Source organism: Breznakia pachnodae (assembly GCF_030814225.1).
Taxonomy (GTDB): Bacteria; Bacillota_I; Bacilli_A; order Erysipelotrichales; family Erysipelotrichaceae; genus Breznakia; species Breznakia pachnodae.
Window position 1 is genome coordinate 894,107 of the sequence record NZ_JAUSUR010000001.1, and the last position, 25,603, is coordinate 919,709.

General features: G+C 33.4%; 29 protein-coding genes. 5 read left to right on the plus strand and 24 right to left on the minus strand.

The features are described 5' to 3' along the window. Nucleotides 1-65 precede the first annotated feature (65 nt). The gene (locus tag J2S15_RS04320; RefSeq protein ID WP_307405798.1) at nucleotides 66-1,796 is read right to left on the minus strand and encodes an ABC transporter ATP-binding protein; all 1,731 of its coding nucleotides are present in this window, start codon (nucleotides 1,794-1,796) and stop codon (nucleotides 66-68) included. Between the two features lie 395 nt (nucleotides 1,797-2,191). Here J2S15_RS04320 and J2S15_RS04325 point away from each other — a divergent pair, with 395 nt between their 5' ends. Beyond that, on the plus strand, nucleotides 2,192-2,602 hold the full coding sequence (locus J2S15_RS04325) for a Spx/MgsR family RNA polymerase-binding regulatory protein (RefSeq protein ID WP_307405799.1): 411 nt from the start codon (nucleotides 2,192-2,194) through the stop codon (nucleotides 2,600-2,602). A gap of 11 nt (nucleotides 2,603-2,613) precedes the next feature. On the opposite strand, the gene J2S15_RS04330 is transcribed toward J2S15_RS04325, so the two are convergent. The 9 genes from J2S15_RS04330 to ade all read right to left on the minus strand — a co-directional run bounded on the left by J2S15_RS04330 (nucleotide 2,614) and on the right by ade (nucleotide 10,299). Further along, nucleotides 2,614-3,480, minus strand: coding sequence for a hypothetical protein (locus J2S15_RS04330; RefSeq protein ID WP_307405800.1), 867 nt, complete (start codon nucleotides 3,478-3,480; stop codon nucleotides 2,614-2,616). Nucleotides 3,481-3,568: 88 nt separating this feature from the next. Further along, nucleotides 3,569-3,820, minus strand: coding sequence for a hypothetical protein (locus J2S15_RS04335; RefSeq protein ID WP_307405801.1), 252 nt, complete (start codon nucleotides 3,818-3,820; stop codon nucleotides 3,569-3,571). Between the two features lie 156 nt (nucleotides 3,821-3,976). Beyond that, complete coding sequence (locus J2S15_RS04340) at nucleotides 3,977-5,287, minus strand: hemolysin family protein (protein ID WP_307405802.1); 1,311 nt, start codon at nucleotides 5,285-5,287, stop codon at nucleotides 3,977-3,979. A gap of 150 nt (nucleotides 5,288-5,437) precedes the next feature. Next, nucleotides 5,438-6,283, minus strand: coding sequence for an NAD(+) diphosphatase (gene nudC, locus J2S15_RS04345; RefSeq protein ID WP_307405804.1), 846 nt, complete (start codon nucleotides 6,281-6,283; stop codon nucleotides 5,438-5,440). A 15-nt stretch (nucleotides 6,284-6,298) separates the two neighbouring features. Continuing rightward, complete coding sequence (locus J2S15_RS04350; RefSeq protein WP_307405805.1) at nucleotides 6,299-6,715, minus strand: pyridoxamine 5'-phosphate oxidase family protein; 417 nt, start codon at nucleotides 6,713-6,715, stop codon at nucleotides 6,299-6,301. 82 nt (nucleotides 6,716-6,797) lie between these two features. Continuing rightward, nucleotides 6,798-7,001 (minus strand): helix-turn-helix transcriptional regulator, encoded by a 204-nt coding sequence (locus J2S15_RS04355; RefSeq protein ID WP_307405806.1) that lies wholly within the window; start codon nucleotides 6,999-7,001, stop codon nucleotides 6,798-6,800. 3 nt (nucleotides 7,002-7,004) lie between these two features. Beyond that, entirely contained in the window at nucleotides 7,005-7,364 is a 360-nt protein-coding gene (locus tag J2S15_RS04360; protein ID WP_307405807.1) for a hypothetical protein, read from the minus strand. 76 nt (nucleotides 7,365-7,440) lie between these two features. After that, complete coding sequence (locus tag J2S15_RS04365; protein WP_307405808.1) at nucleotides 7,441-8,241, minus strand: Cof-type HAD-IIB family hydrolase; 801 nt, start codon at nucleotides 8,239-8,241, stop codon at nucleotides 7,441-7,443. 264 nt (nucleotides 8,242-8,505) lie between these two features. After that, a complete protein-coding gene (gene ade / locus J2S15_RS04370; RefSeq protein ID WP_307405809.1) occupies nucleotides 8,506-10,299 on the minus strand; it encodes an adenine deaminase in 1,794 nt (597 codons plus the stop codon). A 144-nt stretch (nucleotides 10,300-10,443) separates the two neighbouring features. Between ade and J2S15_RS04375 the strand changes: the two genes are divergently transcribed. Next, entirely contained in the window at nucleotides 10,444-11,577 is a 1,134-nt protein-coding gene (locus J2S15_RS04375) for a VanZ family protein (RefSeq protein WP_307405810.1), read from the plus strand. 79 nt (nucleotides 11,578-11,656) lie between these two features. After that, nucleotides 11,657-12,088: a MarR family winged helix-turn-helix transcriptional regulator gene (locus tag J2S15_RS04380; protein WP_307405811.1), complete on the plus strand. Its 432-nt coding sequence runs from the start codon at nucleotides 11,657-11,659 to the stop codon at nucleotides 12,086-12,088. A 45-nt stretch (nucleotides 12,089-12,133) separates the two neighbouring features. On the opposite strand, the gene J2S15_RS04385 is transcribed toward J2S15_RS04380, so the two are convergent. The 14 genes from J2S15_RS04385 to nagA all read right to left on the minus strand — a co-directional run bounded on the left by J2S15_RS04385 (nucleotide 12,134) and on the right by nagA (nucleotide 24,246). After that, nucleotides 12,134-14,440: an HAD-IC family P-type ATPase gene (locus J2S15_RS04385; RefSeq protein WP_307405813.1), complete on the minus strand. Its 2,307-nt coding sequence runs from the start codon at nucleotides 14,438-14,440 to the stop codon at nucleotides 12,134-12,136. 277 nt (nucleotides 14,441-14,717) lie between these two features. Then, complete coding sequence (locus J2S15_RS04390) at nucleotides 14,718-15,146, minus strand: PTS sugar transporter subunit IIA (RefSeq protein WP_307405814.1); 429 nt, start codon at nucleotides 15,144-15,146, stop codon at nucleotides 14,718-14,720. 1 nt (nucleotide 15,147) lies between these two features. Beyond that, the gene (locus J2S15_RS04395) at nucleotides 15,148-15,789 is read right to left on the minus strand and encodes an HAD family hydrolase (protein WP_307405815.1); all 642 of its coding nucleotides are present in this window, start codon (nucleotides 15,787-15,789) and stop codon (nucleotides 15,148-15,150) included. After that, complete coding sequence (locus J2S15_RS04400) at nucleotides 15,786-16,877, minus strand: SIS domain-containing protein (protein WP_307405817.1); 1,092 nt, start codon at nucleotides 16,875-16,877, stop codon at nucleotides 15,786-15,788. Before J2S15_RS04400 ends, J2S15_RS04395 begins: the two co-directional genes overlap by 4 nt. Nucleotides 16,878-16,891: 14 nt before the next feature. Then, nucleotides 16,892-17,368, minus strand: coding sequence for a PTS sugar transporter subunit IIB (locus J2S15_RS04405; RefSeq protein WP_307405818.1), 477 nt, complete (start codon nucleotides 17,366-17,368; stop codon nucleotides 16,892-16,894). Nucleotides 17,369-17,381: 13 nt separating this feature from the next. Next, nucleotides 17,382-18,212: a PTS system mannose/fructose/sorbose family transporter subunit IID gene (locus J2S15_RS04410; RefSeq protein ID WP_307405819.1), complete on the minus strand. Its 831-nt coding sequence runs from the start codon at nucleotides 18,210-18,212 to the stop codon at nucleotides 17,382-17,384. Nucleotides 18,213-18,215: 3 nt separating this feature from the next. Beyond that, nucleotides 18,216-18,995 (minus strand): PTS mannose/fructose/sorbose/N-acetylgalactosamine transporter subunit IIC, encoded by a 780-nt coding sequence (locus tag J2S15_RS04415; RefSeq protein ID WP_307405821.1) that lies wholly within the window; start codon nucleotides 18,993-18,995, stop codon nucleotides 18,216-18,218. 151 nt (nucleotides 18,996-19,146) lie between these two features. Then, nucleotides 19,147-19,875 carry a GntR family transcriptional regulator gene (locus J2S15_RS04420; RefSeq protein WP_307405822.1) on the minus strand — a complete coding sequence of 243 codons (729 nt, stop codon included), beginning with the start codon at nucleotides 19,873-19,875 and terminating at the stop codon, nucleotides 19,147-19,149. After that, the gene (locus J2S15_RS04425; protein WP_307405823.1) at nucleotides 19,868-20,392 is read right to left on the minus strand and encodes a GntR family transcriptional regulator; all 525 of its coding nucleotides are present in this window, start codon (nucleotides 20,390-20,392) and stop codon (nucleotides 19,868-19,870) included. Before J2S15_RS04425 ends, J2S15_RS04420 begins: the two co-directional genes overlap by 8 nt. Nucleotides 20,393-20,517: 125 nt before the next feature. After that, a complete protein-coding gene (locus J2S15_RS04430) occupies nucleotides 20,518-20,790 on the minus strand; it encodes a hypothetical protein (RefSeq protein ID WP_307405824.1) in 273 nt (90 codons plus the stop codon). 59 nt (nucleotides 20,791-20,849) lie between these two features. Beyond that, entirely contained in the window at nucleotides 20,850-21,686 is an 837-nt protein-coding gene (locus J2S15_RS04435; RefSeq protein WP_307405825.1) for a PTS system mannose/fructose/sorbose family transporter subunit IID, read from the minus strand. Next, nucleotides 21,676-22,452 (minus strand): PTS N-acetylgalactosamine transporter subunit IIC, encoded by a 777-nt coding sequence (agaW, locus tag J2S15_RS04440; RefSeq protein ID WP_307405827.1) that lies wholly within the window; start codon nucleotides 22,450-22,452, stop codon nucleotides 21,676-21,678. Before agaW ends, J2S15_RS04435 begins: the two co-directional genes overlap by 11 nt. A gap of 21 nt (nucleotides 22,453-22,473) precedes the next feature. Further along, nucleotides 22,474-22,950: a PTS galactosamine transporter subunit IIB gene (gene agaB / locus J2S15_RS04445; protein ID WP_307405828.1), complete on the minus strand. Its 477-nt coding sequence runs from the start codon at nucleotides 22,948-22,950 to the stop codon at nucleotides 22,474-22,476. Between the two features lie 105 nt (nucleotides 22,951-23,055). Next, on the minus strand, nucleotides 23,056-24,246 hold the full coding sequence (gene nagA, locus J2S15_RS04450) for an N-acetylglucosamine-6-phosphate deacetylase (RefSeq protein ID WP_307405829.1): 1,191 nt from the start codon (nucleotides 24,244-24,246) through the stop codon (nucleotides 23,056-23,058). Nucleotides 24,247-24,386: 140 nt separating this feature from the next. Between nagA and J2S15_RS04455 the strand changes: the two genes are divergently transcribed. Both J2S15_RS04455 and J2S15_RS04460 read left to right on the plus strand, forming a co-directional pair. Further along, nucleotides 24,387-25,253 carry a LysR family transcriptional regulator gene (locus J2S15_RS04455; RefSeq protein WP_307405830.1) on the plus strand — a complete coding sequence of 289 codons (867 nt, stop codon included), beginning with the start codon at nucleotides 24,387-24,389 and terminating at the stop codon, nucleotides 25,251-25,253. A 149-nt stretch (nucleotides 25,254-25,402) separates the two neighbouring features. Then, a complete protein-coding gene (locus tag J2S15_RS04460; protein WP_307405831.1) occupies nucleotides 25,403-25,600 on the plus strand; it encodes a PLDc N-terminal domain-containing protein in 198 nt (65 codons plus the stop codon). Nucleotides 25,601-25,603 lie beyond the last annotated feature (3 nt).

The window sequence follows — 25,603 nt, forward strand, 5'->3', positions numbered from 1 at the left end:
AATCAATATTTTATAGATTTTAAGAAAAAATACAAATTTAATGAATAAGAAAAGGATAGGGAATCCTATCGAAACTGCATATTGTACAGTTTTGCGTATTCTCCATCCTTCTTTAGTAAGGATTCATGATTTCCTGTTTCTTCAATTCCATGTTCACCAAGCACAACAATGCGCTCTGCGTTTTTGATCGTAGATAAACGGTGAGCAATAACAAATGTTGTACGATTCTTCGCTAAGATTTCAAGTGACTCTTGTACGACTTGTTCACTTTCATTATCTAGCGCTGACGTAGCTTCATCGAAGATTAAGATTGCAGGGTTCTTTAGGAACACTCTGGCGATTGACAAACGTTGTTTCTGTCCTCCAGATAGTTTTACCCCTCTTGACCCAATATCCGTGTAATAGCCATCTTCTAAGCCCATAATGAAGTCATGTGCATTGGCTTGTTTTGCTGCACGAATAATATCTTCTTCACTTGCACTTAAATTTCCATAAGCTATGTTATCCATAATCGTACCAGCAAACAAATAAACATCTTGTTGAACTACACCTATATGATCACGTAAAGACTTTTGTTTAATATCTTTAATTGAAATGCCATCAATTTTAATATCACCTTCATTGATTTCATAGAATCTTGGAATCAATGAACATAACGTAGTCTTACCTGCACCACTTTGTCCTACTAAGGCAATATATTCACCAGCTCTTACATCAAGGTCTACATGACGAAGTACATAATCACTTTTCTCATTGTATCGAAATGACACATCTTCAAAACGAACATTTCCTTCTACATTACCTAACTCAATTGCATCATGTTTATCTTCAATATCCGGATTAATTTCTAATAACTCCATGAAACGTTCAAACCCAGAAATTCCATCCTGGAATGTTTCAGTAAAGTTAATTAGACGTTTAATTGGATCTGTCAGATTCGATATATATAATAGGTAAGCAATTAAATCACCAGCATTCATTTGATTGTCTGAAATGAAATATGCAGCACCTAAGATAATAACCACACTAAGCATACTGATGAAAGCACCAATACCTGAATGGAATCTACCCATCTTGTGATAAGAATTACGTTTTGTATCAATCCATAATCGATTCTCATGTTGGAAACGATTCATTTCTTGTTCTTCATTCGCAAATGACTTTACAACACGAATACCAGATAAGCTATCTTCAATTCTTGCATTGATATCACCAATCTTCTTGCGGTTTGCTTTAAATGCTTTCTTCATCTGCTTGTTGTAGTAAACACTAAACACTATCATAAATGGAATCATTCCAAATACAATTAAAGTAAGTGGTACATGAATTGTCATCAGAATCACAAATGCACCAATAATCTTAATAAACGAAATTACAATATCTTCCGGACCATGGTGATATAATTCAGTCAGTGAAAATAAATCATTTGTAAGTCTTGTCATTAACTGACCTACTTTTTGATCATCATAGAAGTTAAAACTTAACTTTTGATAATGTTGGAATAATTCATCACGCATATCTGCTTCCATATATGCACCCATAACATGTCCTTTATAGGCAATATAATAATTACATAAATACTCTACAATAACTAATGCAATCATTACGGCACCAACTTGCAGGATAATATCAAATGCAACACTATCAGCAGTTAGTACATCATTGGCGATGTATCTTGTCAAAAGTGGAAACATCAACGTAACCACAGATGCAATCAAGGCACAAGCCATATCGGTAAAAAATATTTTCTTATATGGTTTATAGTAACCCAAAAACTTTCTCATTCTCTTGCTCATAACAACCCCCAATCACAACATTATAACATAATCTATAAAGAGCGAAAAATAAAAAGCCTTTCGGCTCTTTATTAATTATTTAAAAAAAGGGAGAATATATGAAGTATTATTTTAGGGAATACTTCTAGCAAACCTATTATCGTTTGCTTGGTTAAAGTATAACTCTTTTATCTATCCGAATTATCAAGAATCAATGTTAAAATATGTGATAGAAAAATCTATGATAAAACCATTCATTTAGTTTCCCGAAAATGCCACGAAACCGACAGTTTTTTCCACCTTTTGTTAAGAAATTGTTAAGTTTTATTAATTCATAGTAAAAAAGTAGGGTTTTGACTTGCACGCCCCTTTTTTTGTGCTACAATGTAAGTGGATAAAGGAAAGGAGGATGTTGTATGATTTTAATGTATACATCATTCGGCTGTACATCAGCAATTAAGGCAAAGGCTTGGTTAAAGGAGAACCATTTAGAGTATGTGGAGAAAAATATTCAAAGTACTCTATTGAACAAGGAAGAGATCAGGTACTTGTTAGAACGTAGTCCAAATGGAACTAAGGATATTATTTCGACTCGTTCAAAAGCATTTAAGGAATTAGGGAAGGATATTGATGAATTAAAGTTCAACGAACTTGTTAGTTTCATCCAAGAAAACCCTACGGTTTTAAAACGACCAATTATTATGGATACTAGTCGTTTCGTAGTAGGATTTGACAATGATGAAATTACCACATTTGTTCCTAGTGAATCAAGGAACTCATATGATTATTCATATAATCTTCAAGATACAGCAAGAAGCACTTTCTAAGTGCTTCTTTTTTATTTGTTTAAACTGTTATTAATAAAGTAACTTGCCCACAAAGAAGTATTCCTTCTTGTCTCAAATGCTTTATATCCCTTATTCTGATAAATATAATCAATCTTCCATTCATTATTAGTTACTGCTTTTTCCTCAAGCAGTTTTTTTAATTCGTTTGTTCTTTCATCTTCCCACAAGCCACACTTCCCTGCTATATAAACCAAATCGGTTAGTGATAACATATATGCCTGAGGAACCATAATATCCGTGATATGAGCGCTAATTGGCTTTCCAGTTGTAAGTCTCTGGTACATATGATGAGTAAGCATATACTCACTTCCCAGTTTTATTAGACTTTCTACTTCTTTATCCTGATGATTTATATATTCAGCATACGTAATCAATGCACGAACTGTTTTTCCAATCCCAATATAACAAGGTGTTTTCTTCATACAACCACCATATTTACAAATTCCATCATATTTCCATGAAGTCTCTTGATTACGATCAAACACCTGATATTGTTTGATCCAGTTAAGTGCATTCTTAACCTCTTTTGAATCTACCTTGCCTAAACGAACATATGCTTCCAGTAACAAGGCATTATAACAAGGAACAATCCCTTTTACTTTTCCAGTATAAGAAAATCCTTCTTCAGTGGCCATCATATTTGATATGGTATTCAATATAGTTTGTGTATACTTCAAACGTTCAATATATGGAATTTCACTTAAACATAACAAGCGAAAAATTAAGAAGAATGTTGTTTCTTCATAATCCTTTGTCAGTTTCTCTACCAGTTTAGATTCATTAAGCAACTGATCAATCTCATTATCTTTCAATTCATTTCGATCAAACTTCTGACGTAATATGAGTGCTGTATCCATAACATATACCTCTCTAAAATTATCCTATCATTATCCTTGTTCTATGTCATTAAGAAAAAAACATTCCCGAAGAAATGTTTCTATATAATTAAATTTTAAATATCCACAAATAAATAAGTAACAGCAGAACCAATACAGAGAAGAATATACATAATCCAGCTCGAAACTTCTTTTTATTCTCTATAAAAACATATGCATCAATGCATAGTGTTACTGATAAAATAACTGAAGCGATACTCATTGCAACATTGTATTCTATGAAAGTAGTAATTCTACTTAATATTACAATCAGTATTCCTGTTGTATATAAACCTAAACGTAATCTCTGTATGTTATTCATAATCCCTATCTATCACTCCATTTTCATTAGTAAGTTACATTTCTTACATTTACAATGATAGCACACTTTAGCAGTATTTTAAAACAATTCTAATAATGAAGTCAAAACATTACGCTTATAAGTTATAAGGAATCATAAAAGACTGATATTTTGGTATCAGTCTTCATCCTTTTCTTCTTTTTTTTCCAGTTTTTCAACTTTCACTTGTTCAATTACTTTTTCATCAACTTTCAGAATTCTAAATCGATATCCTTCATCTTCTACTGATGATCTGTCATCTTCTTCAGGTAAACGTCCAAGTTTTGAAACAATAAATCCATTTAATGTATCATATTCATCCACTGGTAAATCAATATCAAGAATTTTTTCAACTTCATCTAGTTCCAAAGAACCATCCATTAAATATTGACCTTCACCAATTTTACGATATCCTATTGGAATATCATCATACTCATCAAACACTTCACCAACGATTTCTTCAATCAAATCCTCCATGGTAACAATACCAGCAGTTCCACCATATTCATCGATTACAATCGCAATATGGGTTTTCTCTGCCTTTAGTTCATAGAATAATTGATCAATCATTTTTGAATCAGGTACAAATACTGGTTTACGAATAATTTCTTTTAGTGAAAACTCACTAATATCATTCATTCTTGAAATACAGCTTAATACATCTTTCGCATGTAAGATACCAACAACATCATCTAGTGTTTTTTCAAAAATTGGAATTCTTGTATATTTTGCTGTTTCAAAATATTTTAATACTTCTTCATAACTTGTATCGATATCAAGAGCTTCCACATCTACACGATGTGTCATAACATCTTCTACAATCGTATCATTAAATTCAAATATATTATCGATCATCTCTTTTTCAGAGTCATCGATTTCTCCTTCTTCACTACTCGTTGCAACCATCAGACGAATTTCTTCCTCTGTCACCTGATTATCATTTTTATCTGGATCAATTCCAATTAGACGCAATACCAAATTCGTAAGAAATGATAATGCATGTACCAATGGGATTACTGCACGATAAATAATGTAAAGTGGGTATGCAATTGCATTTGAGAATTTTTCCGGACTGTTCATTGCAATACGTTTTGGTACTAACTCACCAAAAATCAATGTAACAATCGTTAATAACAAGGTAATAATTACCATTGCAATTGAACGAGTCATTGGTATACCTGCACCTACCATAAACTCAACCAAAACATCCGCAAATACATCTGATGCCAGGGCACTATTTAAGAACCCTGATAATGTAACACCAACCTGAATCATTGATAATAATCTGGTAGGTATTTCAATCAGTTTGTATAAGATTTTTGATTTTTTATTCCCTTCCTCCATCTGCGAACGAATTTTATTCTTGTTTAACGAAATAAGTGCGATTTCACTACCAGCAAAAAAAGCATTTACCAGTACCAGGATAATTAAAATAATAATATTAACCATGTGTCATTGCCCCCACTTCCTTATAAACTACTTCATTTAAACTACTCGGGTCTGTTTCTTCCACAATATATTTCCTCCATGTGTATAATGAAATTTTATAGATTTTCGATAATCATGTCAAGTGATGTAAAACACATATGAATATTTTTTTTATTTTTCTATTTTTTCGCTTCTAAATAACTGAATCATTTCACTTGTAAGACTGTAATGTTTACGAGTTGGATCAATATCCTTATAATGAATCCATTCGCCAATTGCTAATTCTTCTTCGTCTAAAGTAATGGTATCATCACCATCCACATCTACATAGAATCCAAACAGTAATGTATCAGTTAATCCCCAAGGCTGACTCTTATAATAAGTGATATTCTTCACCTTCAAACCAACTTCTTCCATAACCTCGCGTTGAACCGTTTCTTCTATCGTTTCTCCGATTTCCGCAAACCCAGCAACTAATGCATAGTATCCAGCTGTACGCCCACGATACTTGGTCATAAGTAAGTAATCACCATTTCGGATTCCCACAATCACTGCAGGAGCCAATTTTGGATATTCCATATTTCCACAGTTCTCACAATGAAGCATTCGCTCCTTATCTGAGTGAACTAGTTCATGACCACACTTCCCACAAAAGCGATGATTCTGATACCAGTTAGATAATTGGAATGCTGTTACTGCCGCAAACCCACGATGACGTTTGCTTGATTCCAAAAATTCTTTTATTTCAATATAATTAAAATTTCTGTCTTCTGGCACATTTAAATGAGATACTAAAAAATATGGTCGTTCATCTACAGAAAACAGAAATATATCATCTCCATAAATATCTGGATTCCATTCTTCTAAATCTTTAAATCTGGGAATATGCGCATTATCATTCTCATCCATCAGACATAAAACTTCACGTCCTTTGAAGAAAATCAGATAATCCTCTTTTCCTGCATCCATTTTGGTATATTGGTTTTTCAATATATGTGGTGTAATATCTTGAATCATAAATTATTCCATCCTTTATTCATTGATACAATCAATTTCTTTTACTTTAAAGTTAGTGTAATACTCACCTGATACTACTGTGAATTTTAGTACACAATAGTCAGGATCCGTTACGCCCTTTGGATAATACATTGTATCACCTTCCTGCCAAATCATATCCTTACTTGCCTGATCTTCCAATACTTCCATTTCACCAAGTAATGTTACTCCACGAAAAAACCGTTGATCACAAAAGTAAATGCTTGCTTTCGAATGCGTTCTAAAATGCTGTACCTTTTTAGAAGACGTATTGGTTGTGAAATAAAACGTTTTTAACCCTTCTCTTTTTCTTGGTGCCAACATTGCTTTCGTATTTGGATATCCTGCTTCATCAACATAACTTAAATATGCCAGTTTCTGATGATCGATTAATTTTTGAATGGTTGCTTCCATATTGTTCCTCCATATGTTTTTCTCTACTATCTCATAGTAAATGATTTTATCCTTTAGGGCAAACAAAAACTGGTAATTTTACTTACCAGTTATCAATCTCCAAAATAAATAATTCTTCTACTGGCGTTTTCAGTATTTTTGCCAGTTTTATCGCTAGTTCCAGTGTTGGATTATATTTGTTATTTTCAATCGCAATAATTGTCTGCCTGGAAACATTGGCAATTCTTGCCAGATCTTCCTGACGAAATCCACTTACTTTCCTTAGTTCCTTTACTTTATTCTTCATCGTTTATAGATACCTAATAACAACGAAAATCATTGTACTTATAATAGCAATACAGAATACTACATTTCCGATTACTGCAATCATACTACTTCGATAATCAGGCATCCCTTTATCCAGTACCTTTAATCGAAAGAAACTGCGAAAACCAAACATAAATGAATTTTGTAGAGAAATCACAAACATTGGAAATAATGCAAAGTCACTAGGTATACTATCATTCCACATTAACCCAAGGACAGCAAATTGTACAACTACCATAAGAATAATTGTAACTCGCCATGTCCATTGCACTGATTTCAGTTCAATACTCTGATCCAACTCATCCATCTTTTTAAAGCCTAAATTTTTATAGAATGCATCCATAAGATCACCTCGCAAAATGTAAAGACCTCTTTACATTTATAGTATATCCAGTAATCTTCAAAAAGTAAAGAACTCTTTACATTTTATTTAGTGTTTCTTCTATCTTATTTAGTACTCCATCTTCATCATTACTGTCAGTTTCATATTTCGCAACCGCTTTTACCTTTGGATGTGCATTTTTCATTGCATAACCATAACCAGCATGAGCTAACATTTCCAGATCATTACCACTGTCTCCAAACGCCATTACTTCTTCATCTTTGATTCCCCATAGTTCTTGAAGTAACTGAATTCCATGTGCTTTGTGAACTCCAGGAATAATAAAATCAATCCCTGCGTGTCCAGTAGAAACTGGTACCATAATATTTTCCATCTGTTTTGAAAGATTCTCTAGTACTTCTTCGATATCACTACCAATAAAATCGGCACAGAATTTAAAGATTTTATCATCTACATCTGCCAGGTTATCGACTTGTTGTAATTTATGATAATACTTCTTTGTTTCTTCCTTAAAGTAATCACTGCTTTCTTTGTGAAGATAAGCACTCTTTTCACCACACATTACATAGTTCTCACGATTTACTTTTTCTAACACATCAATCATATGTAATACTTTATCACGACTTAATTCACCACAAAACAATGGTTTTCCTTCATTTACAATATAGGCACCATTCTCTGCAACAAATGCAATTTCATTTTGAATCTCTGGAAAGAATGAACGTAACTGATAGTATTGGTTCCCACTTGCCACTACAAAATGTATTCCTTTTTCTTTCATCTCTTTATATAATCGTTTGAATCTTTCACGATTATAATCCATCTTACTATTTAAGAATGTTCCATCCATATCAACTGCTATAAGCTTAATATTCATAGGTTACCTCTTTCTCTTTCCTTTCCAATATACCACACATTTACAGTTTTTATTCATATGAAATGACATATAATTTTAAAGTGCTATTATATAGATACCACTTAAATAATAATAGGAAGGTGGTAAACTTCTAAAGTATGGATATTAATTTGTTCCCTTAATTTTTCTCATATATAGTTGTTAATATTCATATAGTTCCCTCCAAGAAAGATAGAAGTTTATAAAAAAGCAATTAGTCCCCTAAGCTAATTGCTTTTTTATTTTTTATACTTCTAAATCAACAAACTGGAAGGTTGTACAATCCACCAAGCCACGATTTGTTAGTCTTAATTCTGGCAGACAAGCTAAGTTTAATAATGCCATTGTCATATATGGAGATACATGAGGACAACCAATTTCCTTCCATGCATCATCTAGTTTCTCAACTAGTTCTGCCATTTCTTCTACTGGTTTCTCTGACATTAATCCAGCGATTGGTAATGCAACATGTGCCAGCACTTTACCATCTGCTACCACTACCATTCCTCCACCACTCTCTACAAGGGTGTTGGCTGCTAGTGCCATATCTTCATCATTAGTACCAGCTACAAGTAAATTGTGTGCATCATGAGCAACGGTTGAAGCAACTGCTCCTTTTTTTATTTCAAATCCCTTCACAAATCCATAACCTTTAGTACCTGTATATTTGTGACGTTCAAATACGGTAACCTTTAATACATCCTGACTTGGATCTGCCTGAATTTCTCCATTCACAACTGGAAGTTTTAAATGACGTTCATAATTTCCTACTTTTACAGGAATAATTTCAATTACTCTAACTTCAGCCTTAGCCTGTTTATCTGTTAGTATTTTAAATGAATCTGGAGTTATTGTTTCTTTGATATGCATGGTATTTGTTGCCTCTTCTGGGAAGGTATATGCAGGCATATCAATTACCATCTTTCCATCTTGTGCAACTACATGACCATCAATGATTACTTTAGTAATGTTTAGTTTCTCTAAATCATCAATGAATACAATATCAGCACACTTCCCTGGTGCGATAGAACCCAGTTCATGGTCCATTTGGAAACATTGAGCACAGTTAATCGTAACCATCTGAATCGCGCTTAAAACATCAATTCCTTCTTCTACAGCACGTTTCACAATATGATCCAAGTGTCCATCATTTACTAAAGTGTCTGGATGGGTATCATCAGAGATAAGTACTGCATATCTTGTATCAATATTATTCTCAGTAACACTCTTAGCTACTTCTTTTAAATCATGCCATGCACTACCTTCACGAAACATTGCATACATTCCTAAACGCATCTTCTCTAATGCATCTTCTTTACGAGTTGATTCATGACAACAACGTACTCCAGAAGCAATATAAGAATGTAATCCATTTCCAGTATCAGGAAGTGAATAATGTCCAGTAACAATCTTATTCGCTTTTAATGTTTCATCAACTACTCCATGCGCATGATCTGTACTATTTAGAATCCCTGGAAAGTTCATCATCTCTCCAAGTCCTACAACATCGTTCCATTTCATACTTTCGGCAATTTCTTCAGGTCCAATAAATGCTCCCGTATCCTCAAATCCTGGAACTGCTGGTACACAAGATGGCATTGTGACCATATTTTTTAGTGGTGTTGTTTTTCCACTATCAATCATGTACTTCACACCATCCATTCCAAGTACATTACAGATTTCATGAGGATCCATATAAATCCCAATTGTTCCATGAGGAACCACTGCTTTTGCATATTCACGAACACTCATCATTGATGATTCCACATGAATATGTCCATCCATAAACCCTGGTGCTATATAACTTCCCTTCGCATCAATTACAACAGTTTTATCACCAATACAATGCTTTGCATCCTTTACCAAAGCAATTCTACCACAAGCAATCGCCACATCTGTATTAGGAATAATCTCCTTAGTACAGACATTAATCAGTTTCGCATTGGTAATCACCATATCGGCTTTTTCATTACCCATCGCAACTGCAGACAATACTTTTGATACTTCCCATAAAGGTTTGTCTTCAAATTGATTAAACATAAGTCCTCCTCTTAACTTTACTTTGTTAGTTTCATTATAGCGAAACCCTATACCAAAGTCCAAAGATACTGGCATTAAATCGGTTATCTTATTATGAATATCATTTTGATACAAGTATAATAGAAACATAAGCGAGGGATGACTATGAGTACATATCTATTTAGCATTGAAACTGCAGCAATCACATTTCCAATTATTGCCTTTTTACTGGCAATTCCATACATGATTTATCAATATCACAAATATGGTTCCATACCATGGCTACGCACCCTTATCATCTATTCTTTTTTTCTATACCTTCTGGTTATTTATTATCTGGCAATCCTGCCATTACCAGATCCTGAAGAGGTCGCAAAACTAACAACACCTCGTTATCAGTTACTTCCCTTCTATTTCATTATAGACATTGTAAAAAATGCAGATACATCATTACATGGGACTGCACTGGTAATTAATATAATTAGAAATCCGGAGTTTTATACAACCTTCCTAAACATCTTAATGTTTATTCCTTTTGGTGTTTATATGAGATATTATTTTAAACTCTCATTAAAGAGGACTATTCTATATTCCTTCTTATTAAGTTTGTTTATTGAACTGACTCAATTAAGTGGATTGTATTTTATTTACCCTCGCCCTTATCGTCTCTTCGATGTAGATGATTTAATGATCAATACATTAGGAGGATTGAGTGGTTATCTGATTGCACCATTGTTTACATTCTTTTTACCAAGCAGAGAAACAATTGATAAAACATCGATGAAAAAATCAGAAAATGTAAAATTTTTCCGACGCTTAGCTGCACTAATCATTGATTATATTGTTATTCAACTATTATTGACTATTATTTCATTCTTTATTAATCTAACTACAATTGATACTTATGGTCTTTTCTATTTCCTATATTTCTTCTTATCCACTACATTCACCAAAGGTTCTACTATTGGTAAACGAATCGTGAACATCAAAGTCGTTGGAATTAGTGAACACACTGGAATATGGCAATATGCATTACGGTACTTTCTATTATATGTAGTCACTTTCCAGGCATTTACAATCGGTGTTGATACTCTGTCTTATTTACTGACAAACACAATTGAAATTCTTCCAAGAATCGCTTTATATGGATTTGTAATCCTATGTTTTCTTATTAATATCATATTCTTTGTGGAGTTATTAATATCTGTTTTTCGAAAAAACTATCGCTTTTTATATGAGAAACTATCAAATACAAAAAACATTAGTACATTTCATGACGAAACCACCAATACCATTTGACGAAAAAACATATATAAATTATAATTTATAAGTAACAACTAAGTTGAACAGCAATCAAATTAGTTTCGGAGGAACATGGATGAATTGGGATTTAATTAAGAAAAGTGAAAAGTTAAAAACAGATATGGAAGCAGTAGGGCTAATTATCATGCAACCATTTTATGAAGAGTATGGGATGAACTTCTTAAAGTTATCAATCCTTACTGAGGCAAGTACGGTTGAGAATTTAACATTAAATGCCTTATCTCAAAGCGTAGGGAAAGCAACTGCAAATATGTCAGTTGTTGTAACCACATTAGTAAATGATGGATATCTTAAGAAAGTAGCATCGGCATATGATCGTCGAGTTACTTATATTCACATTACAAAAAAAGGAAAGCAGATTGTTGAAAAGAGTCACAAATTCCTTATGGATCGTTATGCACAAGTTATGGATGATGACGATTCTGAAATTCTTGAACTAATCAAAGCTCAAGAAAAATATTTAGCGAAACTTCGCCAAATAAAATAGGCAATGAAAAACATTCGCAAATAAAACGAATGTTTTTTTCTTTACTTAATTTTTCTGATGAACTGCAATATCACTTTTCTGATATCGCTCGTTCCATTTTCGTTTATGCACAATAAGGAGTACACAAGCACTTATGACTAGTAATACCAATAGTAGTGGAACCCTTACAAAAGATGCATCCAAGAAATGCGAGAATAGGAATACTCCTAAACTAAATCCAATCGCTACGCTCACAAATAAGAAGATACGTAGTGGATTGAATGGCTGACATGCCTTAAATACTGCCATTACACTAACATAACCAAGAACCAGATACATCATTGAAAGTAAGTCATCTGATGATAAATTCAAATCTGATTGGAACAGATATAATCCTACAAAATTTATAATAATTACGATTGCAAATGGTAGAGCTGATGATAATGCTTTTTTCAGATAACTTCCCTCTACCTTTCCATCATTCGGTTCAAATGACATAAAGAATGATGGATATCCTTCAATAATTAAATCTATAAATGTAATTTGCATTGGTATAAATGGAAATGATATATTTGCTAGAATACATAAGATACTAAGTATGAATGAATAGATTGTTTTAATAAAGAAAATAGAAGATACCTTGGTAATATTATTAATAATTCTTCTACCTTCACTTAATACAATAGGTAACCTTGAGAAGTCATTGTCTAACAGAACTAATTGAGCAACTTGTTTGGAAGCAGCATTTCCCTCTGCCATCGCAATACTACAGTCAGCTTCTCTAAGAGCAAGTACATCATTTACTCCATCACCAGTCATTGCTACAGTATGTTCTTTCTGTAATTCATTTACAAGAATCTTTTTTTGCTTTGGACTTACACGACCAAATACTTTATGCGTATGGGCTAAACCTCTAAGATCATCTTCGTCAGTTATTTTTGATAAATCAACAAATGCTTTATAATTCACTAACCCAGCACGTTTCGCTACATTTGCAACTGTAAATGGATTGTCACCTGAGATAACTCTTACATCGATCCCTTCTTTAGCAAAGTAAGCAAACGCTTCTTGTGCATTGGCACGAATTGGATCATCTAATAAAATCATTCCAATTGGAAGTTGATCTTGTGTAACCAATAAAACACGATATCCTTCTTTTTGTGCTACAGTTACTTCTGTTGGAGGAATCGTCTTCAGTTCCATCTTTTCAGGAGCTCCTACACTAATTTTACCTACTTCTTCAAAGGTAATACTTCCCCATTTTCTCTCTGATGAAAATGGTACTTTCTCATTTACTATATATTCTTCTGTTTGTTTATCAAAATATTGACGCATTGCTGTATAAGTTGCATTGTTGTCATCCGCAGATGCCACATAGTTTGCCATAATTAAATCCAAGTCTACATCCACAAACTTCTTAACATCAACAACCTTCATATTACCTTCCGTAATCGTTCCCGTCTTATCAAGGCATAATACATCCACATGAGCAAAGCGTTCCATACAGTGCATATCCTGCACCAACACATCTTTCTTTGATAACTTGATAACACCAGTCGCTGAACTAATACCTATTAACAATACCAATCCTTTTGGCAACATTCCTAATAGCGCCGCTGCTGTATTTACAATCGATAAGTACATACTTGTATCACGAATAAAATACGCCTGAACAAATAAGATAATTCCAATAGGCACAATCACAAAACTTGTAAATCGTGATATCTTTGCGATTGCATCAATCAACTCCGAATGAAGTCGTTTGTATTGCTTCACTTCATTAATTAATTGAGAAGAAAAACTTTGATCTCCTACTTTATCCACTTGTGCATAAGCTTTTCCGCCTACAACATAACTTCCTGAATATAAGATATCTCCGACCTTTTTCACAATCACATCAGATTCTCCAGTTAGCAGTGACTCATTAACTTCCATCTCATTATAGACAACTGTAGCATCAGCACTAATCTGATCTCCCATTGATAGCAACATAATGTCACCTTGTACAATCTCTTCAACAGCAATTTCCACTTCTTTACTATCACGTATCACTTTCGCCTTATCAGCAGCAATCAGTGTAAGTTTCTCAACTAAATTCTTCGCATGAATTTCTTGGGTAATCCCAATCAATACATTAATTAATATAATAACTAGATATACCATGTTGGAATATGCACCAACTAAAAAAAGAGCAACACCAATCATAGCATTCAAGAAATTAAACAATGTGAACACATTATCCTTGACGATATCCCAGTTGCTTTTACTTACTTTATCTGGTGGAGTATTTACTAAGCCATCATTGATTCTTTGTTGAACCTGCCAAGTCGATAATCCTTTTTTATAATTTACATCCTCTGTCCTTAAGTCCATCATACACCTTCACTTTGTTATCCTATTATACACGTAATTTATTTTAATATTGTGGGAATAGTGTAAAGAGTTTGTTAAATTTATACAATAATCAGGTTATCTATTATTATAATTAATTGGATTAAGAATACAAAAGAGATTTACAAAGGAAACAACAAGTAAGTATCCATGCATAAGAAAAGACGATCTATCTTATGATAAATCGCCTATGTAAATTATATATATTTCACCAGTCTACTTGGCACGGATCACATCAGTTTACAACACTTTCGTTCTATTATGAATCAAACTCATCTTCATCATTATTTATTCTATCAACATCAAATATACCGATCTGTTCTTTTCCTGTTTCTAGTACAGTTTCCATAATTTGTGGTGCTGACAAACCCATTGTTCGCTGCACAACCGCCTCTAGCAACATACCCAAATTAACACCATAATATAGATGAATACGTTTGTCTTGCATCGCTTTCATCACTGCTGTATTAAATGGTGATCCACTCAACAAATCTGAAAAGATAAAAATATCTTCATAATCTTTATATTCTTCAATTGCCCTATGAATGTTTGCTTCTAACTCTGTTGCTGTATCAGTAGCAGGAAAATTAACATATTGCATCCCTTCTTGTTTACCACCTATCAATTCTACTGCACTCATCATTCCCTGAGGAAATTCACCATGGCCAATGATAATAATTCCAATCATTTCATTCCTCCCTCTTTATAATATCAATCACTTCACATAAATCTTCTATTACATAATCAGCTTGTGAAGTATCATGTTGTAAGATTTTATCTTCTAATGCAATTACTTTTAAATTTGCATTCTTTCCAGCTTGGATACCATATACAGAATCTTCAATAACAAGCACCTCTTCTTTTTTAGCACCAAGTTTCTTTATTGTATACTCATATATTTCTGGATTTGGCTTTGTTTCATGAAAATCTTCTCCACTGGCAATAATTGAAAAATATGATTGAATCTCACAGGCATTGAGCACCTCTTCTATATTATCTTTTGGCGAGGATGATGCCAGTGCTATTTTAATATCCTGCTCTTTTAAATAATCTAACAACTCTACTACATAACGTTTTCGTATGGATAGATAATCTACTGGATTTCGATTATAAAACTCATATTTTCTTCGTTTCGCTTCATTCTCAGAAATTTGTAATTTCTCTTTCATGAATTGATCTTCAACCTTTCTGCTGGAACCAGCAAGAAAATGGAGTTCATTCAAATGAACTGTTACTCCATTTTCTTTTAGAAATGATTGAAATAACTTCATATATACAATTTCACTATCAATCAAAACACCATCCATATCAAAGATTACATATTTAATCATTCGCTATCTTCAAAGTGTGCCAATGGTTCTTTGAATGGATTAACTCCAGTATCAATCCCAATGTCTTGTGCACCTTTCGCTGATACAAACTGGAATGGTACAGTGTACATAAGTGGTGCCAGATACTTATTTGTTTTTACACTAAACAGAATATCTCGATCATCGACTTCGCTATCCTTACATGTAACTAAGTGCACGCGGTCTGTGTACTTCTTAAATGTTTCCCTAAACATTAACATTCTATCCCATTCTGCATCATCAGAACCAATCATAAATAACGTCTGTCTTGGTGACAATGCCATTGTAGGTCCATGCGAATATTCTTCTAATTCAAATCCAATGGTTGGTAAGCGTAACATTTCACCAATCTTCAGCATTCCTTCTAATACGGAACCATAGTCAACACCATAACCAATTACAAAGATACGATCACTGTTTACGATTGTAGTTTTGTTTCGCTCATACCAAGCTTCACTTTCATCTACAACAGTTTCATAGTTGTCGCACAAATCTTGTACCGCTTGCAGTTCTTTTTGATACGTATCATCATCATAGACATTCCAGTCTCTTGCAACACCTAATACCCATAAATATAAAGTTAATAAAGTAACTGTATATCCTCTTGTTTCTGGAGGTGTTTCTTCTTTACCACACAATAAATGAATAACACTATCTACATGATTTGTGATTTCACTTGCTAATGCCTCTGTTAATGCAATTGTCTGATATCCATTTGCTTTGGCATATTTCATTACATTTACCGTTGATATTGAAGTACCCGACTGACTAATTCCTACAAATAGAATTTCATCATTTTGTAATGTATTGCTCCAATCTGCTTTTTCATAATTTTCAAACACAGTTGGATATTGTGCTTCAGCGGCAATTCCAATGATTTGTTTAAAGTAATATGCCGCAATAATTGCTGCATTATATGATGTACCTGATCCAAAGAAAATCACTTTCTTTATTTTTTTATCATGTAATTTCTCTACAAAAGGTTTCACAAATACGTCTTGTTGTTTTAATGCCTCTCTTAGTGCCCTTGGTTGATCTTTCATATAACCTAATACTGTTGGTTTTTTCATTTTTTCCTCCCGTTTTATTTGAAATCGTTTGTGATTTCTTCTCGTTGTTCATTTGGTACCATTTGTGAATAAATCTTTACACCATGTTGTGCCAGTTTCTTAAAATCTTCTTTTTCCTCTTCACTGACAAACACTGTTTTCTTAATCTGTTTGGCACCATCTTTTGTGGACATATTCCCCACTGTAATCGAATCTACCTTGTACCCTGCTTCCACCATTTGCAGGATTGGTTTTGGTCGATTACATAAAATCATTACGCGTATGCCTTCATCAATTTTACGGATGAACTTATCTGCTGCTGCCTCAGGTGCAAATACTGATAGTTTTACTTTCCCAGGACAACCAAATTTCAATGCTGTCTTTCTTGCCTCATCATGAACAATCACATCATCTACAATTGCAATTCGCTCTACACTAAAGTGCGGAATCCAGAATCCACATACTTGCCCATGAATCAGACGGTCATCTATTCGAACATCTACAATAGCCATATTCTTATTCCTCCTATAAGATTCCTAATACTCCACAGATAAATCCAATTACTACAATTCCACCAATGATATGCATAATTTTCATTTTCTTTTTCAGACAACCATAAATAATTAGAGTTGCACTCAAAGGTAATAGTTTAGGAACAATTTGATCCAAGTATTCCTGTACAATAATTTCACTTCCTGAAATCGTAAAGCTTAAAGGTGTCGAAATTTCTACCCATGCTGCAACCATACATCCTACTGCAGCTACCCCTACAATTCCAGCACAATACGTAAACAGTTCCATTTTTCCAGATGATTCTAAATCTTGCAGTAATGAACTACCATTCTTATATCCTATTTTTAATCCAATCCATCTTGTTAAGATATTTGGTACATTGAATAATACCAATAATACAAATGGAGCTAGAATATTTCCATCCTGAGCAAACGATACAGCAATTGCACAGGCGATAATTCTAAAGATTCCCCAGAAGAAGGTATCTCCAATTCCGGATAATGGACCCATTAAAGCAACCTTAATTGCGTTTATCGAAGTTACATCAAACTCTTTATCCTTTTTCGCAAGTTCTTCCATTGCAATAGTAATTCCCATAACAAATGGAGCAGGTGCAACAGTCATGTTAAACGCTGCCAGGTGACGATGCATCGAAGCTTTTAGTCCTTCTTCGTCATCACGATAAATCTTTTTTAATACTGGCATTAATGCATATAAGTAACCCAATCCTTCCATTCGTTCATAGTTGAAAGAACCAAGTAATGTGAATGAACGCCAGAATACACCTCTGAAATCTTTCTTTGTTAAATTATTTTCTACACTGATGATTTCACTTTTTGCCATTTTCTAATCCTCCCACTCATCAACCACACCTGATGAGATTGTAACTGTTTTATTTTCATTTCGACGAAGCAAGTAAATAATCCATGCAATTGCAAGAGCAATCGCTGCTACTGCAATCATTGTAAGATCAGTATAAGCTGCAATTACAAACCCAAGAATCAAGAAAGGTATTAAATCCTTCTCTAATATAATGTTTAGTAATAATGCAAATCCCATCGCTGGTAAGATAGATGCTACTGCACTCAATCCATTGTTTGCCCAATCTGGTAATCCATTAACGATTGAATCAATTGCATTGTTTCCAAAATACATAACAATAAATGTAAGTGAGAAATAAAGCAAGAATGTCAAGAATCCACATAAGTAGTGAATCATGATAATTGAACGAAAGTTAAGTTCATCAATTTTGCGTTCCGCAACTTGCATAAACCCTGAAAATCCAGTTAATAATAAAGTATTTAAAAATTGCATAATAACTGCTACTGGTAATGCAAATACGATTGCTGATTCAGCACCAGTTCCAGTTGTGATTGCAACTGCTGCTCCAATCGTACCACCTGTACCAATATCTAACTGAGCTGTTGGTCCAATACCAGTTGCACCCATCCACATCATCTGCAATGTTGCACCTATTACTAAACCTTTTTCAACATCTCCTAAAATAAGACCTACCAAAAATCCTGTGATAACTGGCTCGCGAAGTTTACATTCACCAAGCCATCCCCCTTCCAATTGTGTTAACGCTGCAACACATCCAATTAATACTGCTTGTAAAATACTCATAGTTTTTTTCCTCCCTATAATAAGTATTTCCAACAGGGACGAGTCCTCCTTTCACCTGTTTGGTTAAATTGGTATACTATGTATACCTTTATACACAATATATACCACTTATCAAAACTAATTACAAGTAAAAAATAAAAAAATCGATTTTTCAATCGACTTTTCTAGTTACATATTTGAATGATGTATACTCTGGAAGATGATAAGATATCGTATATTCTGTCAATACATGATCTTCATCAAACCCAAAGTAATCAAACAGAAAAACATTTTTCTGTTTTGGTAATTTTAATAACGATACATATTCCTCTGGTATTTTTTCAATCTTTAGATAAGATACCAATTTATAAGGACGATGTCCCTGTTCCTCCATATAATCATATAATGATTCATCAACAAAATTGAATCGTTCAGCATCTTTAAACAGATTACAGGGAATATATGTTTTCTGAATTGCATAAGGCTCATCATTAATCAGAGACAAACGAATCAGTTCATAAACTTTATCACTATCAGGAAAGAAATCTCTAAACTGATCAGAAGTATCAATTTTCTTAAAAGATAAAATCTCTCTGGAAGACTTTAAACCTTTTTGACGAATCTGCATACTCAAACTAATTAAAGAAGTATCTCCAAGTTCAACTTTCCGCTGAACTTCTGGAACTTTCATAATGTAAGTTCCTCTTCCTCGCTGTGCCGACAACACACCTTCTTCCTCTAACAGCTTCAACGACTTACGTACCGTCATTCTACTGATTCCATATTGTTCAGCCATTTCACGTTCTGACTTCAGACGCTCTCCAACCTTCATTTCACCCTTTGCAATCTTAGTTTTTATATTATCCGCTAATTGTTCATACAATGTTTCTGGTCTATTCATAAGGTGTCACACTCCTAAAACGATAAAAACTTGGTAAGGATACAAGTTCAAAGTATTCAAGTGGACTCACCTTGGAATCTATATAACTCTTTCCCTTTATCAATAACACTTCATTATCTTCATCAAGTTCTAATAATTCAGCTTCCTCCTCTGTTGCATCAACTATTAAAATCTCTTCTTCACTTTTATTGGTAGACAATCCATATTGTTCTCTTAACACGACATAAAATGATTCATTCTCAAAATCGTGATGTTCAATTCCTTCTACCATTGCATAGTCTATATATGTTTTTTCAATCGACCGTGGTTTTCCTTCCACATAACGAATCTTTTGTAGACAAAAAACTTTACTGGCAATTGCTATATCCAACTGTTTGCTAATTCTTCTATTTGCTTCAATTACTTCACACTCTAACACTCGATATTCATAACTTAATTTTTGTGCTTTAATCGCATCAGTAACCGAAGAAAAATGTTCCAACTCTTTTAATACAAAAACATTGTTCTTACTTTCCATAAGTCACCTCAGTTTATCATTTGATAATACTACTTTCATGTGCATTATATCACGCAAAACAAAATTGGTATAGTGTGAAATGGTTATATACCAATTTTCTATATTTAAAAGAAAAACAATGTAATTTACGAATTACATTGCTGTTTCTCTCTTAATTTATCTAGTCTACTATTTCTGAAATACAGAATCATATCAAATGATACTGTAAGCAGATTTATAATATAAAATACGAATACATAAGTAAGTTCATCTGATAATAATTTTCCAGTAGTTCCAAAGATATAACCTGCCCATATAAATAAGGTAAAAATTATACTTTTTCCCTTTGCTGTTCTTGATTTCCATGATTTATAAATGGAAATTGGCCAAGAGATTCCAAACGACACTACCATTAACATCTCAAAAATCTCCGCAATAGTAATCACCCCTTCCCATACATAATCTTAGTGTATTAATTTTAGAAAATACCAAAGAATGCACCTGCTAGGGCAAATACTACTGTAAGCATAATAAGTACAATTGGATTTTTTCCTTTACGCAAAATCATGAAACATCCTAATGTATATAGAAGTGGTAATAGTTTTGGCATGATGGTATCAAACAGTTGTGTCTGTAAATCAAGTTCAACTTCACCAGCATGAATAATATAAGCAACATTGATTCTTACACTCTTCGCAATTAGTGCACCAACAACTGCCAATCCTACAATTGATGCAGCTCTTGATACTTTCTTCGTACTCTCACTAAGTAAAGAAATTGCCTTTACTCCCATATCATATCCTAGTTTCATTAATCCAATCTTAGCTGCAAGATATGGAATGTTGTATAGAAGTAAGAAAATAAATGGTCCCATGACATTTCCTTCTAAGGCTAATGATGAACCAATACCTGCTGCAATTGGTAATAAAGTTAAGAAGAATAAAGCATCTCCTATTCCACCTAGTGGACCCATAAGCGCGACCTTAATTCCTTGAATTACACTTGGATCTTCTTTTCCTTCTTCCATTGCGATAATAATTCCCTGTACAAGTGTTACCAATTGCGGACTTGTATTAAAGAATTGCATATGGTTGGATAATGCGATTGCAAGGTCTTGATCATTCTGGTGAATTTTCTTTAATCCAGGAATTAGAGAATACGTCCATCCTCCACCTTGCATACGTTCATAGTTGAATGACCCCTGCAGTAAATTACTACGCCAAATCATTTTATTAATTTCTTTTTTTGTTACTTTATTTGGTGTCTTATCCTGATATGTCATAGAACCAAAATCTTGTTTAATATTAGATTCCATTTGAGAAGTCCTCCTCTACAACTGGTGCTGGCTTCGCCTTATCACCATTATTAGAAATACCATAGTCATATGCAGCGATTGCGATTGCAAGTGCTGCAATTGCCAATGTATCAAGTTCTAAATATGCAGCCAATACAAATCCCACAATAAAGAATGGAATATAAGATGTCTTCCACATAATCTTTAATAACATTGCAAATCCTACTGCTGGCATCATCCCTCCTGCAGTACTAAGTCCATTGATTACCCATTGTGGTAAAGAAGATACTACTTCTGCTGCTTGTTCTGAACCAAAGTAAATACAACTGAATGCAATAACAAAGTATAATACAAATAATAATACTGGTAATAAAAAGTTTAATCTTTCAATTCCTTTTGTATCTGCTTTATTTGCATATTCATCAAAGCGATGCATAATTGGAGACATTGCTGTATATAAAAGCGTAATAATTGCTTGCAATGCAACTGCAAATGGCACTGCCAATCCTACAGAAACCTGTGGATCTGACTTTGTGATAATTGCCAGAGCAACCCCAATAATTCCACCAATAACAACGTTTGGTGGTTGTGCACCAGCAAGCGCTACTGCACCTGCCCAAACTAATTCTAATGTAGCACCAGTAATCAAACCAGTGGTAACATCCCCTAAAATTAACCCTACTACTAATCCTGTAACAATCGGTCTATGAAAGTGGAATTGAAATATTAGTTTCTCAACTCCTGCAAATCCTGCCCATAAACCGATTAATAATGCATTTATTAACATACATTTTCCTCCTTATGGAAATTAAATTAAGTTAAAAATATCTTGTTTCTTTTCTCCAGGTATTCCCTGTACAAATAAATCTACATTAAATTCTTTAATTTTCTTAAACACTTCAATATCGGCATCATCCACACTAACTGTAGGCGCAACTTGTTTCTTCCCCTCTTTGTAGTGCATGTTTCCAATATTAACCTGTTCCAGCTGTACTCCATTTTCTAAGAGTCTTAATACATCCTGTGGTGTTTTCACCACAATGAAAATCTTTTGATGAGGTGCAGCCTTATCAATGATCTGACTTGTTCTTTCAATTGTGAAGAAACGAATACCAATTGTATCTGGTAATACCATCTTCATTAATTGTTGCTGTACATCATCAGTGGCAACATCATCATTCGCTACGATTACTAGATTAGCAGCCAATGTATTTGCCCAAGTAACTCCTACCTGTCCATGAACCAAGCGGTTATCAATTCTTGTCATAAGTATATTTGGTGTCATTTCTTTTTTCTCCTTCCAAATAATTTATCTGCATGCAAATATTCTAAGTCCTATCACTACCTCCTTCATTCTCCTTTTATTTAATAGCTAGCTATAAAAAGATATTTATTTAGAGTAAACCACAATTCCGTCTACAATTGTTTCTAACACATCAAATTGCTTATTTACTACAGTAAAATCCGCAATATATTTTTCTTTGATATATCCATATTGGTTTCCAATTCCCAATAAGTGAGCAGGATTACAAGTGACTGCATTGATTGCCATTTCTAAAGGAAGTTTTGCTTCATCAATCAAATTACGTACCATAACATTTAATCGATTGGTACTTCCAGCAAGACTACCTGTTTCCAGTCTCACAACATTATGCTCATCAATTACAATGTTCACCCCTTTATCTGGTTTTGGATAAATACCAGGTTCACATCCTTTTGCCCAGATAGAATCGGTTACTGCAATCAGGTGATCTTTTCCTTTGGCTTTTCCTAAAATTCTTACTGCATTAAAATCAACATGCACACCATCTGCAATCACTTCAGCATATGCATCTTCAATATCCATTGCTGCTCCAACTACTCCAGGTTCACGATGATGCAATCCACTCATTCCATTAAAGGTATGAACGAAACTCTTCGCTCCTGCTTCTACTGCTTCTTTTGCTTGTTGATAAGTTGCTGCTGAATGCCCAATTGCAACAACTACTCCATGCTCAGTACAGTACTTTGTCATTTCATAATTTTCATCATTCTCTGGAGCGATTGTAATCATCTTAATATGATTATTGCTCATCTCTTGCCATTTCTTAAATGTCTCTACATTTGGCTTTAATAATAATTTGGGATTATGAGAACCACGATACTTCTCTGAAATCATTGGTCCTTCTAAATGCATTCCTAATATTTTCGCTCCATCATATTTACTATCAATGAACGCCCCTAACATTCTATAAGATTCCTCAAGTGCATCAAAGAATGCTGTTGAAGTTGTTGGTAAAAATCTAGTAATTCCTTCTTGTGGTAAATAATTCGCCCACTTACTTAAAAATTCAAAATCCGCATGATTGGCATCTCCTCCTAAACATCCATGATCGTGAATATCAATAAATCCTGGTAGTATGTAATTCTCCCCATAATCTGCCGTAGGTCGAATCATTCCATAGGGATGTATTTTAATAATTTTATTTCCCTTAATTTCCAGCTGTGCTTCTTGAAAAGATTCATCAATCCATACATTTTTACTTTGAATAATCTTTATTCCATCCATCAACATTATTTCATCCCCCTTGTATAGTTTCATTATACGTTTACCTAACCATTCCGTCTAATACATAAATTTTTATATATTCATAACTTTTTTGATATGAATATATTTTCTTTTTCGTATTTTAACTATATAATAGGATTATAGTATCATCATATATAGAAATGGGGCAAATAATGAAAATTAGTCAACTGAAACTATTTAAGACAATTGCAGAATACGAACACATTACAAACGCTGCAAAAGACTTACATGTTGCTCAACCTGCGTTAAGTAAAACAATTAAAGAATTAGAAAATGAACTTGGTGTTCCTTTGTTTGATCGTATTGGTAAAGGAATCATTTTAAACGAGAATGGTAAAATATTATTAAAGTATACAAATAAAATTTTAAATGAGTTGGAGAATATTGTATTGGAAATTAATGAGCATAATGAAAAAATAGAAAACGAAATTACCCTTTCAATGCAAATAGCTACCAAACTTTTACCAGAAATTCTATCAACTTTTCATACCAAGTATCCAGATATTAAAGTATCCGTGATTCAGGAAGAAGGTGGAGATATTCAGTTGTTTGCAAGTTCTCTACCAGTCGATTATGAAAATAGTGTTATGTTATTAAAGGAAAATCTACTATTAGCACTTCCTATGGACCATCCGCTGGCAAATCAAAAACATGTTTCATTAAAGATGTTGAAGGATGCAGACTTCATCAGTCTTTCCAGAAGTAAGAGTTTAGGACAATTAACTTCTGAATATTGTAATCGGGTTGGTTTCAATCCAAACATCGCTTTAGAAAGTGATAGTCCATCCATTGTTCGTGATTTGGTAAAACTGGGACTTGGCGTATCATTAGTTCCTGAGATATCATGGAGAGACATTGATGATGATAAAATCAAGCTACTTAAAATTGATGAACCTACCTGTATTCGATATTTCTATCTTTCATGGAATGAAAACAAGTATCAAAGAAAGGCATTAGTTTTATTCAGAAATCATATTATTGAGTTCTTTAAACAACAACAAAATCCAAGCGATTACTAAAAGGCACAATGTGTCTTTTTTAGTATACTAATGGTTGATTTCACTCCATAAAGTAGAGACCTACTCCATTGTTAATTTATGCATGGAATCTTACAATTTATAGAGAGTCAAAATATTGATTCGTCACTATAGTTTAAAGGAGATTAACTATGACATTACATGACATACTTCCGTTCTTAATACCATTAATTATTGTAGAAGCAATTTTACTAATTATCACATTAAGACATATCTTAACTCACAATCACTATAAACGAGGAAATCGCGTTCTATGGATTATTATCTCAATTGTAGGAGTTCAATTCATTGGTCCTATCTTATATTTTGTTTTTGGAAGAGAGGACTAAACA

Excerpts from the sequence above, each read along its gene's own strand:
- J2S15_RS04405 (WP_307405818.1), bottom strand. The coding sequence starts at position 17,368 with ATGGCTATTGTAGATGTTCGAATAGATGACCGTCTGATTCATGGGCAA.
- J2S15_RS04420 (WP_307405822.1), bottom strand. The coding sequence starts at position 19,875 with ATGAATAGACCAGAAACATTGTATGAACAATTAGCGGATAATATAAAA.
- J2S15_RS04360 (WP_307405807.1), bottom strand. The coding sequence starts at position 7,364 with ATGGATGCATTCTATAAAAATTTAGGCTTTAAAAAGATGGATGAGTTG.
- J2S15_RS04320 (WP_307405798.1), bottom strand. The coding sequence starts at position 1,796 with ATGAGCAAGAGAATGAGAAAGTTTTTGGGTTACTATAAACCATATAAG.
- J2S15_RS04425 (WP_307405823.1), bottom strand. The coding sequence starts at position 20,392 with ATGGAAAGTAAGAACAATGTTTTTGTATTAAAAGAGTTGGAACATTTT.
- J2S15_RS04385 (WP_307405813.1), bottom strand. The coding sequence starts at position 14,440 with ATGGACTTAAGGACAGAGGATGTAAATTATAAAAAAGGATTATCGACT.
- J2S15_RS04375 (WP_307405810.1), top strand. The coding sequence starts at position 10,444 with ATGAGTACATATCTATTTAGCATTGAAACTGCAGCAATCACATTTCCA.
- J2S15_RS04355 (WP_307405806.1), bottom strand. The coding sequence starts at position 7,001 with ATGAAGAATAAAGTAAAGGAACTAAGGAAAGTAAGTGGATTTCGTCAG.
- J2S15_RS04335 (WP_307405801.1), bottom strand. The coding sequence starts at position 3,820 with ATGAATAACATACAGAGATTACGTTTAGGTTTATATACAACAGGAATA.
- J2S15_RS04380 (WP_307405811.1), top strand. The coding sequence starts at position 11,657 with ATGAATTGGGATTTAATTAAGAAAAGTGAAAAGTTAAAAACAGATATG.
- J2S15_RS04410 (WP_307405819.1), bottom strand. The coding sequence starts at position 18,212 with ATGGCAAAAAGTGAAATCATCAGTGTAGAAAATAATTTAACAAAGAAA.
- agaB (WP_307405828.1), bottom strand. The coding sequence starts at position 22,950 with ATGACACCAAATATACTTATGACAAGAATTGATAACCGCTTGGTTCAT.
- J2S15_RS04395 (WP_307405815.1), bottom strand. The coding sequence starts at position 15,789 with ATGATTAAATATGTAATCTTTGATATGGATGGTGTTTTGATTGATAGT.
- J2S15_RS04340 (WP_307405802.1), bottom strand. The coding sequence starts at position 5,287 with ATGGTTAATATTATTATTTTAATTATCCTGGTACTGGTAAATGCTTTT.
- J2S15_RS04400 (WP_307405817.1), bottom strand. The coding sequence starts at position 16,877 with ATGAAAAAACCAACAGTATTAGGTTATATGAAAGATCAACCAAGGGCA.
- agaW (WP_307405827.1), bottom strand. The coding sequence starts at position 22,452 with ATGTTAATAAATGCATTATTAATCGGTTTATGGGCAGGATTTGCAGGA.
- J2S15_RS04415 (WP_307405821.1), bottom strand. The coding sequence starts at position 18,995 with ATGAGTATTTTACAAGCAGTATTAATTGGATGTGTTGCAGCGTTAACA.
- J2S15_RS04390 (WP_307405814.1), bottom strand. The coding sequence starts at position 15,146 with ATGATTGGAATTATTATCATTGGCCATGGTGAATTTCCTCAGGGAATG.
- nudC (WP_307405804.1), bottom strand. The coding sequence starts at position 6,283 with ATGATTCAAGATATTACACCACATATATTGAAAAACCAATATACCAAA.
- J2S15_RS04435 (WP_307405825.1), bottom strand. The coding sequence starts at position 21,686 with ATGGAATCTAATATTAAACAAGATTTTGGTTCTATGACATATCAGGAT.
- J2S15_RS04365 (WP_307405808.1), bottom strand. The coding sequence starts at position 8,241 with ATGAATATTAAGCTTATAGCAGTTGATATGGATGGAACATTCTTAAAT.
- J2S15_RS04430 (WP_307405824.1), bottom strand. The coding sequence starts at position 20,790 with ATGTTAATGGTAGTGTCGTTTGGAATCTCTTGGCCAATTTCCATTTAT.
- J2S15_RS04455 (WP_307405830.1), top strand. The coding sequence starts at position 24,387 with ATGAAAATTAGTCAACTGAAACTATTTAAGACAATTGCAGAATACGAA.
- ade (WP_307405809.1), bottom strand. The coding sequence starts at position 10,299 with ATGTTTAATCAATTTGAAGACAAACCTTTATGGGAAGTATCAAAAGTA.
- J2S15_RS04330 (WP_307405800.1), bottom strand. The coding sequence starts at position 3,480 with ATGGATACAGCACTCATATTACGTCAGAAGTTTGATCGAAATGAATTG.
- nagA (WP_307405829.1), bottom strand. The coding sequence starts at position 24,246 with ATGAAACTATACAAGGGGGATGAAATAATGTTGATGGATGGAATAAAG.
- J2S15_RS04460 (WP_307405831.1), top strand. The coding sequence starts at position 25,403 with ATGACATTACATGACATACTTCCGTTCTTAATACCATTAATTATTGTA.
- J2S15_RS04350 (WP_307405805.1), bottom strand. The coding sequence starts at position 6,715 with ATGGAAGCAACCATTCAAAAATTAATCGATCATCAGAAACTGGCATAT.
- J2S15_RS04325 (WP_307405799.1), top strand. The coding sequence starts at position 2,192 with ATGATTTTAATGTATACATCATTCGGCTGTACATCAGCAATTAAGGCA.